A 16,963-nucleotide genomic window follows, 5' to 3' on the forward strand; every position below is an offset into this window, starting at 1 on the left:
AAGAGCGTGGGCGGCGCTAGATGGTTCTGCTCGCCGTCTGTTTGGCGGTGTTCATGCTGCTGCTCGACATGACGATTGTGTCGAGTGCGCTGGCGGACCTGCAGTCGTCGCTGGGGGCCGACCTCGCCGATCTGCAATGGGTCATCGATGCCTACGCGCTGCCGATGGCGGGGCTGCTGCTCACCGCTGCCACCCTCGGTGATCGTCTGGGCCGTCGACGGCTCTATCTGCTGGGCATGGTGCTGTTCACCGCGGCCTCGCTGGGCTGCGCGCTCTCGAGCAGTGCACCCATGCTGATCGGGGTGCGTGCCGCGCAAGGCATCGGCGGGGCGATCCTGCTGGCGGTATCGCTGCCGATCATCGCCGCGGAGTATCCGCAGGAGCGCCGCGGTGCCCCCATCGCGATCTACGGCGCGGTGATGGGTGCGGGCAGCGCCGCCGGCCCGCTGCTGGGCGGGTTCCTTGTCACACATTTCGGGTGGCAGTCGATTTTCCTGGTCAACCTGCCGGTGGGTGTGATCGCGCTGGTGATTGCCGTGCGCCACCTCCCGGAGACCCGCGCCGACGAGCTGCGGCCCGTCGACTGGGTAGGCACGATGCTGCTCACCTTCGGGCTGGTTACCGGTGTCTTCTCGGTGATCTCGCTGCACGACGGGGGAATTGGGGCCACGACATCCGGCGCACTGGCGGTCGGTGCCGTGCTGGCTCTGGTGCTGTTCTTCTGGTGGGAGGGCCGTGCGCCGGCGCCCATGCTGAGCCTGCGGCTGGTCACCTCGCCGGGTTTCGCCGGGGTGTGGGTCGCCGCGGCCGCGGCCGCCGGCACGCTCATCGCAGCTACCAACTATCTGGCGTTGTACTTCATGAATACGCTGGGTTACAACGCTTTTGAGACGGGCCTGCGTGCCGGTCCGCTGACACTCGCGACCATCGCGGGGGCGCCGTTGGGGATTCTGGTGGGCCGGCGGCTGCCCACCATGGTCAGCATTCCCGGAGGCGTGGCGCTGGTGGCGATCGGATTATGGGCCGCGACGGGGGCCCATGCCGATACGGTCTGGACCCACTTCATTGTCGGCTCCACCCTGGCCGGGCTGGGGCTGGGTGCGCTCTCGGCGATGACGTCCGATGCCGCACTGCGGTTCGTGCCGTTGGACGACGCCGGGATGGCGACCGGGTCGGTGAGCACGGGCCGTCAGATCGGCATTCTTCTGGGTGTGGCGGGTATGGGTGTGGCGTTCGGGCATGCCGCCGGCAAGACCGGGGCCAGGGCCGCAGGCGCAGCGGGCATCGACAGCGTGCTGACGCTGGGGGCGCTCGCGGCGGCCTGCGCGGCGCTCGTTTCGCTGATTCTGCTCGCGGTGGCTACGATGAGTCGCTCGCACGATCCGGCCACCGGAGAGTCGCTAGCTATCTAGCCATCGGTGATCGCGCCTGCCTGTACGGATGCCCACGGGTATTTGTGCATTGCGGTGGTGAGCCGTAGACAGAGGGAGTAGCTTTCGATCATGGAGAGCGCGGCGGTTCTCATCGCAGCGCCCGGTGTCGGTTCCGATCGGGGGACGGACGCGAACCCGCGGCCGCGGTACAGCATTGTCCTGTCGTCTGATCCGGCTGAAGTTGAAGCCGCACAACGGCTTCGGTATCAGGCGTTCGCCGACGAAATGGGGGCGCCGTTGCCGCATGCCGTTCGTGGGCCGATCACGGGCGAAATGATCGATGTGGACAAGCTGGATCCCTATTGCGATCACCTATTGGCTCGCGACGAGGACACCGGAGCCATCATCGGCTGTTGCCGGCTGCTCCCGCCCGAGGGATACGAGGCGGCGGGGGAGACGTTCACCGACTCGATGTTCGACGCGTCCGCACTCGACCCGCTGCGGCCCAAACTGGTTGAGATCGGCAGAGTTACCGTCGCGCCCGAACATCGCAACGGTGCGGTCATGGGGATCTTGTGGGCCGGAATTTTCCGGTACCAGCAGATGACCGAGCATCAGTACGCGATTGGCTGTCTATCGGTCCGGATGGAAGACGGTGGGCCACGAGGATCGTTGGTGCGCTCGGTGCACGATTTCGCGCAACGGTTCGCGGCCCCCGACGAGTATCGGGTCATACCGCGCCACCCGGTCGTGGTCGACGGTGTGCCGCTGGAGGAGATCCCGCCCCAGGAAAAGGCGAAGATCCCACCACTGCTGCACGGATGCCTGCGCATCGGCGGGCGCATCTGCGGACCGCCGTCCTTTGACCCGGAGTTCGACATGGCGGACTTCTTGGTACTGGTCACCAAGGACACTGCGCGGCAACGTTATTTAGAGCGTCTGGAGCGGTCCCTTGCCCTCGGATAGCCATGCGTGTTGCGATGTGCTCGGGGTCGGATTCGGGCCATCGAACCTTGCGCTCGCGATAGCGCTCGCCGAGCATCCGCACCGGGCATCGGCCAAGTTCGTCGACGCTCAGGCTCAATTCGGGTGGCATCGCGGCATGCTCATCCCGGGGGCGCGGATGCAGGTCGCTTTTCTCAAAGATCTTGTGACCCTGCGTAATCCCAAGAGCGACTACACCTTTGTCAACTATTTGACGGAGCGTGGGCGGCTGCCGGACTTCATCAACCAGCAGAGTTTCTTTCCGACGCGGGAAGAGTTCCACGACTACTTGGATTGGGCGCAGCAGGCGCTCGGGGCCGATGTCAGCTACTCCTCGCGGCTGATCGGAATTCAGGCGGCCTCTGAGGGATTCCAGGTGCGACTGCAGGACACCACCGAGCGGTCGCCGGATCGCCTGATGCGTGCGCGGGCGCTGGTTCTGGGCTGTGGAACGTTCCCGGCGATGCCGTCCGGCATCAATCCCACTGCACGGCAATGGCATAGTAGCCAGCTGTTGACCAGACTCGACGCGCTGGAAGGATCGCCCGCTCGCGTCGCGGTGGTGGGTGCCGGGCAAAGTGCCGCGGAGGCGGTGGCGTACCTGCATAACAGGTATCCCGATGCTCAGGTGCATGCCATTTTTGCCCGCTACGGATACAGTCCGGCCGATGACAGTCCCTACGCGAACCGGATTTTCGATCCGGCCGCGGTGGACGACTTCTATGGCGCGCCCGCCGAGGTGCGCCGCCAGCTGGTCGACTATCACCGCGACACCAACTACGCCGCGGTCGATTCCCCGCTGATCGCCGATCTGTATGACCGTGAGTACCGGGAGCGGGTCAGTGGGCAGCGGCGACTGTGGATGCACAACGCCTCGAAAATCGCTGCCGTCGACGAGGCTGCGGAACGGGTACGCCTCGCCGTGACGCATCTGCCGACATCCTCGACCGAGCTACTCGACTGCGATTTGGTGGTGTACGCCACCGGATACCGGCCGCTGGATGTGCGAGCCTTCCTGGGAGCGCTGGCCTCGTGTTACGAGTTCGACGCGGATGGCCTGCCGATTGTCGAACGCGATTACCGGCTACGGGCGCGGTCGGATGCCCCGGGGGACATCTACCTCAACGGATCGGTGGAGCACAGTCACGGACTGTCTTCCTCGTTGCTGTCCAATGTCGCGGTGCGGGCCGGAGAGATCGTGGATTCGCTGGCCGCCGAGGCGGAGACCCGCGACGCCGTGGCATCTTTCAAGACCGGGTAGACGAACCGCTCGATCATCTCCGATTCCAGTGCTGGATCTGTCGCGGGCCAGAACAGAAATGCCATCACCACGCGTGAAATCCATTGCGCGGCAGTCTCATCGGCAAGGCCAGTGAACGTAGAGGCCGAACGCGGGATCTCGGAGGATGGGGTCAGGTAGGACCCGAGCGAGGCCGGAGACATCGTCGCGACCATCGCACTGACGACGGGATCGTTACGGATTGCGGTCAACGATGCGGTGATGGCGGTGACCGCACGCCGCCGCGCCTCCGCGGACTCGACCGCCCGCTGAATATCTGAGGTGACACTCGCGATGTTTCGGGCCAACACGGCATCGACAATCGCCGTCTTGCCGCCAATATGCCGATACACCGTCGCGCGGGAGCACCCCGCCTCGCGGGCCACCGCATCGAGGTTCAGCCGGTCCAGCCCGTGGCGCGCGATCTGCTTGGCCGCGACCGACACGATGCGATCGGCGGCCGCGCGATGACGGTCACCCTTGTGCAACCAGTCCGAGTACGGTGACATTGTGCCCCGAATCTATCTCAATATGAGACAGAATTCTGAGTAATTCTCACCATGTGCGCAGGTGGGATGGGTGCCGTGAGACGCCGTGGATCATGTCCCTGAACAGGTGCTTCTCAGTTTCGCGAATGCCTTGACGTGCGGTTTTCCGGTCTGTCAGCCTCGTAGATGATGAGCACCGTGGAATTGTTCGACCCGCAGGTCCTGGAGGATCCCTATCCGTTCTATCGGAGGCTGCGCGAGACGGCGCCGGTATGGCCCGTCGGTGATTCCGGCTTCTACTTCGTCTCGCGCTGGGATCTCGTCGTGGAGGCCACCGAGCGCACCGAGGATTTCTCGTCCAACCTCACCGCCGCGCTCATGAAATCCGAGGACTCCGGGGCCGGGCCGACGGTTGCCGTGATGGGGCCGGTCGCCGACCCCACCCATGTTCTGGCCACCGGCGACGATCCGGTCCATCATGCGCATCGCAAACTGGTGCTGCCGACATTGGTCGCCAAGCGGATCACCGCACTGGAACCCGTCATGGCTGCGACCGGGACGCGGTTGTGGGAACGCGGAGTCGACGGCGACGGCATCGACTGGATGGCCGCGATGGGCGACGCGTTGCCGATGACCATGGTGGCCCGGCTGATCGGCCTGCCCGATGAGGATGTGCCGCAACTGGTGCAGTGGGGCTATTCCAGCACCGAGATGCTCGGCGGGCTCAACACCGCGCAGCGGCAGACTCAGGTCGTCACGGACACCATGTACCTGATCCTCTACCTGCGTGAACACCTGGAGAAGGAACTGGCCGCGCCCGGGGAGAACCTGCTCGGATACCTGGCACAGGCGTGTAACCGGGGAGATATCTCCTTGGATATCGGCGTGATGATCCTGGTGCAGCTGGTCGGCGCCGGTGGTGAGTCCACCGCGGGATTGATGGGTAACGCGGTGCGCATCCTCGGCGAGAACCCCGAACTGCAGCGGCGCGTTCGCGACGACCGTGCGCTGTTGCCGACCTTCCTGGAAGAGGCCCTTCGACTGGAGTCGCCGTTTCGCGGGCATCACCGCCACGTCGTGGCAGACACCTCGCTCGGCGGGGTCGAGCTGCCCGCGGGCAGCCACCTCACCCTGATGTGGGGCGCGGCCAACCGCGATCCGGCGATCTTCGAGGACCCCGACGCCCTGCGCCTTGACCGGCCAAGTCCCCGCAGTCACATCACCTTTGGCAAGGGACTGCATTTCTGCGTGGGGGCGGCGCTGGCGCGTTTGGAGGCGCGTACCGCGATCAACCTGTTGCTTGATCGGACACACGAATTCACGATCAAACCCGGCGGTGCCCAGTGGGTTCCGAGCATCATGATGCGTCGGCACCACAGGCTGGAGCTGGAGCTCAGCCTGCGAGCTACCGGCGCCTGATGGTGCGCTGCATCCCGCCGCGTGCCTTCGCCTGCCCTCCGGGCATCGGGCCCTTCGGCATGGCCGCGGCGCGTGAACCCAGCGCCGACAGCCGGGACTCCAGGGAGTCCATCTGCTTGGCGGTGATGTTGGCGGGAAGCTTGGTGAGGTGGCGCTCCAGCTTGGACAGCGGAACCTGACCGTCCTCGTTGCCGACGATGACGTCGTAGATCGGTGTATCGCCGACGACGCGAGCGGTGCGCTTCTTCTCCTGAGCCAAGAGCGGGCCCAGCCGGCCGGGAGCACCTTCTGCGACGAAGATGATGCCGGGACGGCCGATGACCCGGTGCACGACGTCGAGCTGCGTCGTACCCGCGACCGCGGTGGTGACCCGCCATTTTCCGCGCATGTTATCCAGCGCCCAGCCCGCGGCACCCTTCTGGCCCTCGGCCTTGGTGAACACCGATTTCTGCACGCGCCGGCCGAAGATGATGAACGCCACCAGCAGGCCGAGCACCACGCCCAGGATCGGGAACATGAACACGCTGATCCCGCCCGCGAAGTACCCGGCGACCGCGAACGCCGCGACGATCAGCACGAAAGCGCCGATCATGTACGGCAGGAGACGCTTGTCTTCCTTGCGCTGAATCTGGAAGGCCTGCCACATCTGGGCGCGGCGCGCCTTTGATTCGGCCTTGCGGCGCGCCTTTACCTCGGCCTTGGCGGCCTTGGCCTCGGCGGGATTCAGTGATTTAGGCATGTACCGAGTCTAAGTCTCAGCGCGCGATGAGATTCACTGCCTCCTGGGCAGCCGACCCGGCCGACGCCAGGTGCACCAGCCCCGCGGGCAGCGGGCGTCCATGGTGAGCCATCGCCTGCGCGTACAGCCGCCCCGCCCGGTACGAGGAACGCACCAGCGGCCCGGCCATCACACCGGCGAAGCCCAGACCCTCCGCAAAATCCGAAAGTTCCACGAATTCTTGCGGTTTGACCCAGCGATCAACCGGATGGTGTCGCGGTGAGGGCCGCAAATACTGGGTGATGGTGATGATGTCGCAGCCCGCCTCGTGCAGTGCGACAAGTGCCTCGCGAATCTCGTCGTTGGTCTCGCCCATGCCGAGAATCAGGTTGCTCTTGGTCACCAGCTGCGCCTCACGCGCGGCGGTGATCACCGACAGGCTTCGCTCATAGCTGAACGCGGGCCGGATACGGCGGAACACTCGCGGCACCGTCTCCAGGTTGTGCGCCAGCACCTCGGGCCGCGATGCGAACACCTCGTCGAGCTGCTCGGGGACGGCGTTGAAGTCCGGGATGAGCAGCTCCACACCCGTGGCCGGATTGAGCTCCTTGATGTATCGCACGGTTTCGGCGTACAGCCAGGCGCCGCCGTCGGGCAGGTCGTCCCGTGCCACCCCGGTGACTGTCGAGTACCGCAGGCCCATGGTGTGCACGCTCTCGGCCACCCGCCGAGGCTCGTCTCGGTCCAGGTCAGCGGGCTTGCCGGTGTCGATCTGGCAGAAATCGCAGCGACGAGTGCACTGCTCGCCGCCGATGAGGAAGGTGGCCTCGCGGTCTTCCCAGCATTCGAAGATGTTGGGGCATCCGGCTTCCTCGCACACGGTGTGCAGACCGCCCGTGCGCACCAGCGCCTTGAGTTCCTTGTACTCGGGGCCCATCTTGGCGCGGGTGCGGATCCAGTCCGGCTTGCGTTCGATGGGGGTTTGGGCGTTGCGAACTTCCAGTCGCAGCAGCTTGCGGGGTTCGGTCATGCTCCGACCGCCCCGACTGCCAGCCGTCCCTCGAGTGCGTCGAGCACCGAGGTAATCACCTGGTCATGTATCTCGTCGATGGTGACGTCCCGGCCCAGCTCGGCGGAGAGCGTCGTCACACCGGCGTCGCTGATGCCGCAGGCCACGATCGGCAGGTACGCGTCCAGACTGTTATTGCAGTTGAGGGAGAAGCCGTGCATGGTGACGCCGCGCTGCACGCGGACCCCGATCGCGGCGATCTTGCGTTCGGGCTTCCCGCCGCCCGCGGCCAGCCACACGCCGGAGCGGCCATCGACGCGCTTGGTCTGCACACCCAGCTGTGCGCACACCGCGATGATCGATTCTTCTAGGCGCCGAACGTAGTTCACCACGTCGATGGGCTCGGCCAATCGCACGATCGGGTAGCCGACCAGCTGACCCGGTCCGTGCCAGGTGATTTTGCCGCCGCGGTCGGTGTCGATGACGGGTGCGCCGTTGATCGGCCGTTCCTGCGCCTCGGTGCGCCGACCGGCGGTGTACACCGCCGGATGCTGCAGGGTCAGCAGGGTGTCGGGTCCGCCGGCGACGCGCGCCTCGACAAGGTCGCGCTGCAGCTCCCAGGCCGCCTCATAGTCGATCACGCCCAGATCCCGTACGACGACGGGATCTGCGCTGGATCGGATGGATCCATGAGTGCGGTGCACGGGTTCCATTATCTCACTTCATTGGTCGACTGTTGTTGGCGTAGGCCAGCGCCTCGCCGATGGTGTGGTGCTCGAACTCGAATCCGTGCCGTTCCAGGACCGCGGGGATGACCCGCATGCTGCGGGTCAGTTCGGCATCGGCGAACTCGCCGAAGATGGCGCGCAACGCGAATTGCGGTGCCACCAGCAGGGTGGGGCGATGCAGCGTCCGGGCCAGGGCTGCGGTGAACTCCGCATTGGTCACCGGTGCGGGCCCGGTCAGGTTGACCGGGCCCGAGAGGGCCGATTCGGTCAATGCGAACTCGAGGGCACGGATCTGGTCTTCAAGGCTGATCCAGGGCATGTACCAGCGCCCGTTGCCCAGCCGTGCACCGAGGCCGAGGGAGAACAACGGGCGTGACCTGCCGAAGAGCCCGCCGGCGGGGGACAGCACCAGGCCGGTGCGGACGATCACCACCCGGGCTCCGGCTTGCGCGGCCTCCTCGGTTGCTCCCTCCCAGTCGACGCACACGCGAGCGAGGAAACCGTCACCGCTGGATGCGGTTTCGTCGATGACGCGGTCTCCGCTGTCGCCGTAGTAGCCGACCGCGGAGGCGTTGATCAACACCGGTATGCCAGCATCGGCAACGGCACCAGCCAGCACCTCGGTAGGGATGACGCGGCTGTCGTAGATCTCTTGTTTGTAGGCGCCCGACCACCGTTTGTCGCCGACGCCGACGCCACACATGTTGACGACGGCATCGGCACCGTCCAGAGCGCCGGGTTCTATTTGCCCGCTCGCCGGATCCCAGCGCTGTTCATCGGGGCCCATCGGGTCGCGGCGAACCAGTCGGACCACGGTGTGGTCTGCGGCACGCAGTGACGCGACAAGCGCCGACCCGATCACCCCCGAGGAGCCGGCGATGACGATGCGCATGAGCTACAGACCCAGGTCCGCCTCGAAAGCCCCCTCTTCCAGGCGATGTTTGATCGTGGTGAGGAACCGCCCCGCGTCGGCTCCGTCGATCAGGCGGTGATCGTAGGTCAGTGGCAGGTAGCAGACCGACCGGATGCCGATCGACTCGTTGCCCGCGTCGTCACGGATAACCCTGGGACGCTTCACGATTGCACCAGTGCCGAGCATGGCGGCCTGCGGCGGCACCAGGATCGGGGTATCGAACAGCGCACCTTGGCTGCCGATGTTGGTGATGGTGAAGGTGCCGCCGGCGAGCTCGTCGGGCTTGAGGTTCCCCGAACGTGCGCGACCGGCGATATCGGCGATGGCGCGGGCCAGCCCGGCCAGCGACAGGTCACCGGCATTGTGGATCACCGGAGACAGCAGCCCCTGATCGGTGTCGACCGCGATACCCAGGTGCTCGGCGTCGAAGTAGGTGATCTCCTTGGTGTCTTCGTTGTAACTCGCGTTGACGTTCGGGTGCGCCTTGAGCGCCTCGACCGCGGCCTTGGCGAAGAAGGGCAGGAATGTCAGGTTGACGCCCTCGCGCTCGGCGAAGGTGGCCTTGGCGCGAGCACGCAGTGCCGTGATCTTGGTGACATCGACCTCGTGGGTCTGCGTCAGCTGTGCGGTCTGCTGCAGCGACTCGCGCGTCTTCTTGGCGGTCAGCTGGCGAATCCGGTTGGCCTTCTGCGTGGTTCCACGCAGGTGCGCCAGCGCAGCCGGAGCTGCCGGAGTCGACGGCGCAGGGGCTCCGGCCGCCTTGGGAGCTGCTGCCGGAGCGGGGGCCTTGGCTGCTTCGGCAGCAGCCAGGACGTCCTGCTTGCGGATGCGTCCACCCACGCCGCTGCCGGTCAGCGCGGACAGGTCCACGTTGTTCTCAGCGGCGAGCTTGCGCACGAGCGGCGTGACATATGGGTTATCGCTTGCGCCGTCAGTGGCGGCGGGAGCCGCCGCTGGAGCAGGTGCGGGCGCGGCAGGTGCCGGGGCAGCTGCGGGCGCGGGCGCCGGGGGTGCGACAGGTGCGGGTGCAGGTGCCGGAGGCGCGGGCGGTGCCGTAGGCGCTGCCTCGCGTTCGGGGGCAGGCGCGGGTGCGGGTGCCGCGGCGGGAGCGGCACCAGCTGCCCCGACAACGGCGAGTTCGCCACCCACGGCGACGGTGTCGTCCTCATTGGCCGAGATGCTCAGCAGCACACCGGCGACCGGGGACGGAATCTCCGTGTCGACCTTGTCCGTGGATACCTCGACGAGCGGCTCATCCACCCCGACCTCGTCGCCGACCTTCTTGAGCCAGCGGGTCACAGTGCCCTCGGTGACGGACTCGCCGAGCTCGGGCATCGTGACCGAGGTGCCGGGGCCCGCCGGAGCGGCGGCGGCCGCTGGGGCAGGAGCAGCAGCCGGTGTCGGTGCTGGCGCCGGTTCGGGTTCCGGTGCGGGCGTTGGTGCAGGTTCCGGAGCGGGCCCGGCCGCTGCGGGGGCGGGCGCCGACTCCGCGGGGGCTGCTTCGCCGGCCTCGCTGATCACGCCGAGCTCGCCACCGATCTCGACGGTGTCGTCCTCACGGGCGCTGATCTTGGTCAGCACACCCGAAGTGGGAGCGGGGATCTCGGTGTCCACCTTGTCGGTGGAGACCTCGAGCAATGGCTCGTCGACTTGGACCGTGTCGCCCTCTTGCTTGAGCCACCGTGTCACCGTCCCTTCGGTCACGCTCTCACCGAGGGCGGGCATCTGGACGGAGAAGGCCATGGTTTCCACTCCTGAAAAGGTTCCGATAGCGGCTCACACAATGTGGACATATCTGGCTTACCACAGCGACGTGGCCAGCGGGTCAATCCTGTCACTGAGTGGAACGGCGCGCCTGCCCGGGTCCAAGATCGAAGGGTGAGTGTGCGCACAGTCGTCTGCGTCATCAAGCCCGGCAGCCGCAAGGGGCCTGTTGTCGAGGTTGCCGACGACGGCGCGTTGACCCTCTTCGTGCGGGAGCCGGCGATCGACGGCAAAGCCAACAAGGCTGCCGTCGCGTTGCTTGCCGAGTATTTGGACGTGCCGAAATCGACGGTGCGGATCGTTGCCGGGCAGACCAGCAGACTGAAGCGATTCTCAGTGGGATGACCACGCGGATGACAGCGTGATCTCAGGATTAGCTGGCACCATGGACGCATGGCATGGCTCGACGCCTTTCGAAGCAACCGCGGGGGGCAGACCACACAGGGCACGAACGACGATGTGCGCTACCTCGCGGCCTGGGCCGCGGCGCGCACCGGCGTGGAGGCCTATGTCGAACCGCAAACCAACTTCTCCGACGTCACCGTGATTCTCATCGCAGGTGATGGTGAGTGGACTCGCCGCCGCGTCGGCGGGGTAGCCGGTGCGCGGCGAATCTCCGAGAGGCTCAAAATCCCGGTGTACGACGTGCACCGCACCGGGTACCCGCAACGCAAACGTGATTACGACGCCCGGCAGCGAATTCTCAAGCGCCGCGCGGCCGAGGAAGGCGCCTAGCGGCGCTTACCCGTTCTCGACGATGTCTTCCAGCACCCCGAAGATGGTCCGCACCGGCACACCGGTGCCGCCCTTGGAGATGTAGCCCCACGGTCCGCCGGTGTTGAACGCCGGGCCCGCGACGTCGATATGTGCCCATTGCACGCCGTCGGCGACGAACTCGCGCAGGTACAACCCGGCCGCCAGCATGCCGCCGTTGCGGTGATTGGTGACGTTCGCCAGGTCGGCCACCCGGGACTTGAGATCGTCGCGCAGTTCCTCGGGGAGCGGCATGGCCCAGCCGTTCTCGCCCACGGACTGCGAGATCGACGACACCCGGTCCCGGAACTCGTCGGTGCCCATCACGCCGGGGGTGCGCGTACCCAGCGCCACCACCTGCGCACCGGTCAGCGTTGCGGTGTCGATCAGGTAATCGGGCTCGTCCTGGCAGGCCCGCACGATCGCGTCAGCGAGGATCAGTCGGCCCTCGGCGTCGGTGTTGATCACCTCGACGGTGGTGCCGTCCAGATGGGTCAACACGTCACCGGGACGCTGCGCCGTCGACGACGGCATGTTCTCGGCCATGGGTACCGTCGCGATCACGTCGATCGGCAACTGCTGGCGGGCCGCCAGCACGGTGACCGCGATAACCGCTGCCGCCCCACCCATATCAGAGGTCATGTTCTCCATACCGCCGGCCGGCTTGATCGAGATGCCGCCCGTGTCGAAGGTGATGCCCTTGCCCACCAGAGCGACCGTCTTGGCTTTCTTGCCCTTCGCGCCGCGATAGGTCAATCGCACCAGGCGCGGCTGGCGCGAGGAGCCCTTGCCCACTCCCACGACACCGCCGTAGCCGCCCTTGGCCAGTTCCTTCTCGTCGAGGACCTCGACCTCGATACCCTCGGCCGCCGCCAACGTTTTTGCGCGCTTGGCGAATTCGGCGGGGAATAGGTGGCTGGGCGGAGTGTTCACCAGATCGCGGGCAATCACGACAGCAGCGGCGACGGCGGCACCGCGCTCCATGGCGTCCTTCTGTGCGCGCCCTTTGTCGCCGACGAGCAACGTAACCTTCTGCAGCCCAGCATCCTTCGGTGCCGTCTTGGCGCTGCGGAATTCCGCGAAGCGGTATCCGCCCAGCACCAGCCCCTGCACGGTGGCGTCGACATCCTGCGCGGACAGCGTGGTCACCAGGGTTTCGACGCTGTCGAGTGACCGTGCGGCGACCCCGGCGGCGCGACGGATCGACTCGGCGGTGTCGGCCTTGCCCAGTCCTACCGCGAGCACACTGGCCACCGGCAGCCCGTCCACGACCACCCGGGTGAGCTGCTCGGCCGAGCCAGTTGCCCCGACTGCCTTGAGCGCGGCCTCGATGGACTTGACGGCCGCCTTGTCCAGCAGCTGGGCGTCGGCCACCTTGGGGCCCTTGTCGGATTCCTTCTCGCTGGGGCGCACGCCCACGAGCAGTACTGCCGCGGAGACCCCGCGCTGCGGAATGGATGTGGCCAGGGTGAACGAAGGTGCCGTGTATGCGCTCATAGGCTCATAGCCTAGTGAAAGCGAATGATGCGCCAATTAGGGTGAACGCCATGACGGATCTGTTACTCGGCCCACTTCACGATCGGCACGCCGCGCAGGGCGCCACCTTCGCTGAATTCGGGGGCTGGAACATGCCGGTGTCATACGCCGGCACAGTGGGGGAGCACACCGCTACCCGCGAGGCTGTCGGCCTGTTCGACGTGAGCCACCTGGGTAAGGCGCTGGTGAGCGGACCGGGCGCCGCAGCCTTTATCAATACGTGCTTTACCAACGATCTCAACAAGATTGGACCGGGCAAGGCCCAGTACACCTTGTGTTGCACCGAGACCGGGGGTGTCGTCGACGACCTCATCGCCTACTACGTCTCCGATGACGAGATCTTCCTGGTGCCCAATGCCGCCAACACGGCCGCGGTGGTGGCCGCTCTGCAGGAGAAGGCCCCCGAGGGCATCACGATCACCAACCAGCACCGCGACTACGCGGTGCTGGCCGTGCAGGGGCCTAAGTCGGCGGACGTGCTGCAAGGGCTCGGACTGCCAACGGATATGGAATACATGGCCTACGCGGACGCGACGCTCGACGGTCTGCCGGTGCGCGTGTGCCGGACCGGCTACACCGGGGAACACGGCTACGAGCTGCTGCCGTCCTGGGACGCTGCCGGTGCGGTGTTCGATGCGCTGTTGCCGGCGATCACCGCGGCGGGCGGTCAGCTTGCCGGTCTGGGCGCACGCGACACGCTGCGCACCGAGATGGGTTATCCGCTGCACGGGCATGAGCTCTCCGCCGACATCAGCCCGGTCCAGGCCAGGGCCGGGTGGGCCGTCGGCTGGAAGAAGGACGCGTTCTGGGGCCGTGATGCCCTCACTCAAGAGAAGGCGGAGGGTCCGCGCCGTACCCTGCGCGGCCTGCGAGCCACCGGCCGGGGCGTGTTGCGCCCCGATCTCACGGTGCTCTCGGGTGGCGAGCCGGTAGGGGTGACTACCTCGGGCACCTTCTCACCGACCCTCAAGACCGGTATCGCCCTGGCCCTGCTGGACAGCTCTGCTCAGATCGCCGACGGGGACACCGTCGCTGTCGACGTGCGTGGCCGGGAGATCGAATGCGAGGTCGTCAAACCGCCGTTCGTGGACGTCAACGTCGGATAATGGGTTCGGATGTGGCGACAGCGGACAGCTAGACTGCCGAGCATGAATCCGCTTCCCGAGTTCACCCGGCAACTCAACCCGTCTCCGGCCAGCCCGGCGCGTCGGGCTGAGGTACTGGCCGCGCCGGGCTTCGGGAAGTACTTCACCGACCACATGGTGTCCATCGACTGGAACACCGAAAACGGTTGGCACAATGCGCAAGTGGTGCCCTACGGCCCCATCACTCTTGACCCGTCCGCCATCGTGTTGCACTACGCACAAGAGGTCTTCGAGGGGCTCAAGGCGTACCGGCAACCCGACGGGACCATCGCCGCGTTCCGGCCCGAGGCTAACGCCGAACGGATGATCCAGTCCTGCCGCCGCATCGCCATCCCCGAGCTGCCGCAAGAGCTGTTCATCGAATCGCTGCGCCAGCTCATCGCCGTCGACTCCGACTGGGTGCCGCCGGGCGGCGGCGAGGAATCGCTGTATTTGCGGCCGTTCATCATCGCCACCGAGGCGGGCCTCGGGGTGCGGCCCGCCGCCGAATACCGGTACCTGCTCATCGCCTCACCGGCCGGTGCGTACTTCTCGCAGGGCATCAAGCCGGTCAGCGTGTGGCTTTCGCACGAATACGTGCGCGCCGCACCCGGCGGGATCGGCGCGGCCAAGACAGGTGGCAACTACGCCGCCTCGCTGGTCGCCCAGGCGCAGGCCGCCGACGAGGGCTGCGATCAGGTGGTGTGGCTCGATGCCATCGAGCGCCGGTACATCGAAGAAATGGGTGGCATGAACCTGTTCTTCGTGTTCGGTCGCGACGGCGAGGCTCGCCTGGTGACTCCCGAATTGTCGGGTTCACTGCTGCCCGGTGTCACCCGGAAGTCCTTGTTGCAGCTGGCCTCCGACGCCGGCTTCGCCATCGAGGAACGCAAGATCGATGTGGACGAGCTGGAGAAGAAGGCGGCCTCCGGTGAGATCACCGAGGTGTTCGCCTGCGGCACCGCGGCGGTCATCACGCCGGTTGGCCGCGTCAAGCACTCAAGTGGCGAGTTCCCCATCGGTGATGGGGAACCGGGTGAGGTGACCATGGCGCTGCGCGACACGTTGACCGGAATTCAGCGCGGCACCTTCGCCGACACCCACGGCTGGATCACCAAGCTCGGTTAGGGCGCCGCCGCGCGTACGGGGCGGCGATAGGTCACCGTGTCGAAGGCGCGGCCGTATTCGTCGACGGCGGTGACGTCCATTTCGCTGCTGAAGGTTCCGGGGCGCACGTCGACGCGAATGAACGCATAGTTGCGATAGCGCACCCGCGACCACGTGACCGCTTCGGCGTGCTTACTGCCGTCGGGCGCCCAGACATAGCTGTTGGGAACCAGTGTGTCGGCGAGCTCGCGGCCACGGTATCCCTCGGGCTCGCCTGGCTGAAAGTCGTAGCGGGGCCGGCCCGCGGATCCCACCGTGTAGTACACGGTGCCATCCGATTCCGGGTAGACGATGGAATTGTCGCCGGCCTCCGTGGTCGGTCGCCCCGCACGAATGGGATCGGTGCGCTCGAACACGTGGTTGTGCCCTTGGAGCACCAGATCCACCTGATAGCGATCGAACAGCGCGCACCACGCGTCGCGGACGCCACCGTCGCTGGCATGCGAGAGGGTCGTCGAGTAGGCGCAGTGGTGAAAAAAGCACACGATGAAATCGATGTTCGGGTTGGCGCGGTATGCCGCCAAAGTTTTTCCCACCCAACCAGTTTGGGCTCCACCCGAGTATCCGGTGTTTGCCCGGATCTCATACGAGACGTCGTTGGCGTCCAGTGAGAGCACCGCAACATTGCCGTAGGTGAACGAGTACGCCGAGGGGCATCCGGTGGGGCCGTTGCCGGGAAAACCGAGACGGGCCAGATGCCCGCCGTAGCCGTGGTTTCCGTACGCCGCCTCCATGTCGTGGTTACCGGTCGCGAACATCCACGGTGTGACGGAAGCGCTGGGTTCGATGGATGTCAGATAGACATCCCAGACAAACGGGTTGTACTTGTCGAACCCGGTTGCGGGCTTGGCGCCGGAGGGCACGAACTGGGGCTTTTCCCCCATTCCGGACGGGTCCGCGTACGCGATATCGCCTGCCAAGATGTGGAAATCGGGCCGGCACGCCACAATCTGGTTCAAGACGTTCTGCGTGTGTGACACGGCAGGGTCGTTGTCCGCGCTGTAGTAGTTGTCGTCGTACTCACCGGCGGCCAGGCCCGGTGGGAGTGACGGAGTCTCGTCGGTGCCCTGATCACCCATCATGGTGAAACGGAAGGGGGCGAGCGCGTTTCGTGTGGATGGCATGGCCGTCGCGGCCGAACGGGTGTCGCTGAGGAACCCGTCGCTGCTGCGCCAGCGGTAAAAATGCTCCGTACCGCCGCCGATCCCCTGCACGGGCGCGTGGACGTAGAACTGTTCGGCAGCCAGCACACCATGGTCGCTGGACGGGATCTGTGTCACCAGATTGCGGACCTCGGCTTCCAGGGAGGCGCCGAGTTCAGGCGTGGGGCCGTGGTCGAGAAAGATCTTGGTACCGTGCGGATTCCTGGACAGCTGCCCGGAAAAGCTGAGCTGGCTGGAGGAGTCGGCGCCGAACCCGACGCGCCTGCCGGCCACGCTCAGGGGGGAGTCGTCCGCATACGCACGCCGCCCAAACGGTGATACCCCCAGTGCGGCGACCGCGGCGGCCGCAGCCGACCCGCGAAGGAAGTTACGGCGGGACACCGCGTGACGGCCCAGATACCCGCGATGCCACTCGTACTGCTCGGCCATCGACATCGATCGGGCGATCGGTTCGGGTATCCCCATATCCGGTGTCTCACCGGCGGGGTTCACAGGGTTGCGCGGCATAGGTTCGAATAGTGGCCCACCGCACCGGATAACGCGAC

Annotated in this window: 16 protein-coding genes and 1 pseudogene; 9 read left to right on the forward strand and 8 right to left on the reverse strand. The window is 66.3% G+C overall.

Annotation, left to right across the window (positions count from 1 at the left end; genetic code table 11):
* The first annotated feature begins 20 nt into the window (after positions 1–20).
* The 3 genes from B4400_RS21105 to B4400_RS21115 all read left to right on the forward strand — a co-directional run bounded on the left by B4400_RS21105 (position 21) and on the right by B4400_RS21115 (position 3,618).
* Entirely contained in the window at positions 21–1,412 is a 1,392-nt protein-coding gene (locus B4400_RS21105) for an MFS transporter (RefSeq protein WP_078312614.1), read from the forward strand.
* A 90-nt stretch (positions 1,413–1,502) separates the two neighbouring features.
* Entirely contained in the window at positions 1,503–2,339 is an 837-nt protein-coding gene (locus B4400_RS21110; protein WP_078312615.1) for a GNAT family N-acetyltransferase, read from the forward strand.
* 16 nt (positions 2,340–2,355) lie between these two features.
* Entirely contained in the window at positions 2,356–3,618 is a 1,263-nt protein-coding gene (locus B4400_RS21115) for a lysine N(6)-hydroxylase/L-ornithine N(5)-oxygenase family protein (protein WP_078312616.1), read from the forward strand.
* Here the strand turns inward: B4400_RS21115 and B4400_RS21120 are convergent.
* Positions 3,501–4,046, reverse strand: coding sequence for a TetR/AcrR family transcriptional regulator (locus tag B4400_RS21120; RefSeq protein WP_286142375.1), 546 nt, complete (start codon positions 4,044–4,046; stop codon positions 3,501–3,503). The two genes, B4400_RS21115 and B4400_RS21120, sit on opposite strands and share 118 nt — an antisense overlap.
* Here B4400_RS21120 and B4400_RS24990 point away from each other — a divergent pair.
* Together B4400_RS24990 and B4400_RS21125 are read left to right on the forward strand one after the other, a co-directional pair.
* Positions 3,931–4,188: pseudogene (locus B4400_RS24990) on the forward strand (hypothetical protein). The gene B4400_RS21120 and the pseudogene B4400_RS24990 sit on opposite strands and share 116 nt — an antisense overlap.
* Positions 4,189–4,313: 125 nt before the next feature.
* Complete coding sequence (locus B4400_RS21125; RefSeq protein WP_078312649.1) at positions 4,314–5,543, forward strand: cytochrome P450; 1,230 nt, start codon at positions 4,314–4,316, stop codon at positions 5,541–5,543.
* Here the strand turns inward: B4400_RS21125 and B4400_RS21130 are convergent.
* The 5 genes from B4400_RS21130 to sucB are packed head-to-tail and all read right to left on the reverse strand — an operon-like array spanning position 5,530 to position 10,654.
* Positions 5,530–6,282 carry a DUF4191 domain-containing protein gene (locus B4400_RS21130; RefSeq protein WP_078312618.1) on the reverse strand — a complete coding sequence of 251 codons (753 nt, stop codon included), beginning with the start codon at positions 6,280–6,282 and terminating at the stop codon, positions 5,530–5,532. The two genes, B4400_RS21125 and B4400_RS21130, sit on opposite strands and share 14 nt — an antisense overlap.
* Before the next feature lie 16 nt (positions 6,283–6,298).
* Positions 6,299–7,291 carry a lipoyl synthase gene (lipA, locus tag B4400_RS21135; protein WP_078312619.1) on the reverse strand — a complete coding sequence of 331 codons (993 nt, stop codon included), beginning with the start codon at positions 7,289–7,291 and terminating at the stop codon, positions 6,299–6,301.
* Positions 7,288–7,983 (reverse strand): lipoyl(octanoyl) transferase LipB, encoded by a 696-nt coding sequence (gene lipB / locus B4400_RS21140; protein ID WP_078312620.1) that lies wholly within the window; start codon positions 7,981–7,983, stop codon positions 7,288–7,290. Before lipB ends, lipA begins: the two co-directional genes overlap by 4 nt.
* 4 nt (positions 7,984–7,987) lie before the next feature.
* On the reverse strand, positions 7,988–8,890 hold the full coding sequence (locus B4400_RS21145) for a TIGR01777 family oxidoreductase (RefSeq protein WP_078312621.1): 903 nt from the start codon (positions 8,888–8,890) through the stop codon (positions 7,988–7,990).
* A 3-nt stretch (positions 8,891–8,893) separates the two neighbouring features.
* Positions 8,894–10,654, reverse strand: coding sequence for a 2-oxoglutarate dehydrogenase, E2 component, dihydrolipoamide succinyltransferase (gene sucB, locus B4400_RS21150; RefSeq protein ID WP_078312622.1), 1,761 nt, complete (start codon positions 10,652–10,654; stop codon positions 8,894–8,896).
* Positions 10,655–10,789: 135 nt separating this feature from the next.
* Between sucB and B4400_RS21155 the strand changes: the two genes are divergently transcribed.
* Both B4400_RS21155 and B4400_RS21160 read left to right on the forward strand, forming a co-directional pair.
* The gene (locus tag B4400_RS21155) at positions 10,790–11,020 is read left to right on the forward strand and encodes a DUF167 domain-containing protein (RefSeq protein WP_078312623.1); all 231 of its coding nucleotides are present in this window, start codon (positions 10,790–10,792) and stop codon (positions 11,018–11,020) included.
* 48 nt (positions 11,021–11,068) lie between these two features.
* Complete coding sequence (locus B4400_RS21160) at positions 11,069–11,410, forward strand: oxidoreductase (RefSeq protein ID WP_078312624.1); 342 nt, start codon at positions 11,069–11,071, stop codon at positions 11,408–11,410.
* A gap of 6 nt (positions 11,411–11,416) precedes the next feature.
* Here B4400_RS21160 and B4400_RS21165 read toward each other — a convergent pair whose 3' ends face one another.
* Positions 11,417–12,925 carry a leucyl aminopeptidase gene (locus tag B4400_RS21165; RefSeq protein ID WP_078312625.1) on the reverse strand — a complete coding sequence of 503 codons (1,509 nt, stop codon included), beginning with the start codon at positions 12,923–12,925 and terminating at the stop codon, positions 11,417–11,419.
* Positions 12,926–12,975: 50 nt separating this feature from the next.
* Between B4400_RS21165 and gcvT the strand changes: the two genes are divergently transcribed.
* Positions 12,976–14,070, forward strand: coding sequence for a glycine cleavage system aminomethyltransferase GcvT (gcvT, locus tag B4400_RS21170; protein WP_078312626.1), 1,095 nt, complete (start codon positions 12,976–12,978; stop codon positions 14,068–14,070).
* Positions 14,071–14,112: 42 nt separating this feature from the next.
* Positions 14,113–15,216 (forward strand): branched-chain amino acid aminotransferase, encoded by a 1,104-nt coding sequence (locus B4400_RS21175; RefSeq protein ID WP_078312627.1) that lies wholly within the window; start codon positions 14,113–14,115, stop codon positions 15,214–15,216.
* Here the strand turns inward: B4400_RS21175 and B4400_RS21180 are convergent.
* A complete protein-coding gene (locus B4400_RS21180; protein WP_078312628.1) occupies positions 15,213–16,925 on the reverse strand; it encodes a metallophosphoesterase family protein in 1,713 nt (570 codons plus the stop codon). The genes B4400_RS21175 and B4400_RS21180 overlap by 4 nt on opposite strands.
* Between the last annotated feature and the right edge of the window lie 38 nt (positions 16,926–16,963).

The sequence above is a fragment of the Mycobacterium sp. D16Q13 genome (genome assembly GCF_002013375.1).
Taxonomy (GTDB): Bacteria; Actinomycetota; Actinomycetes; order Mycobacteriales; family Mycobacteriaceae; genus Mycobacterium.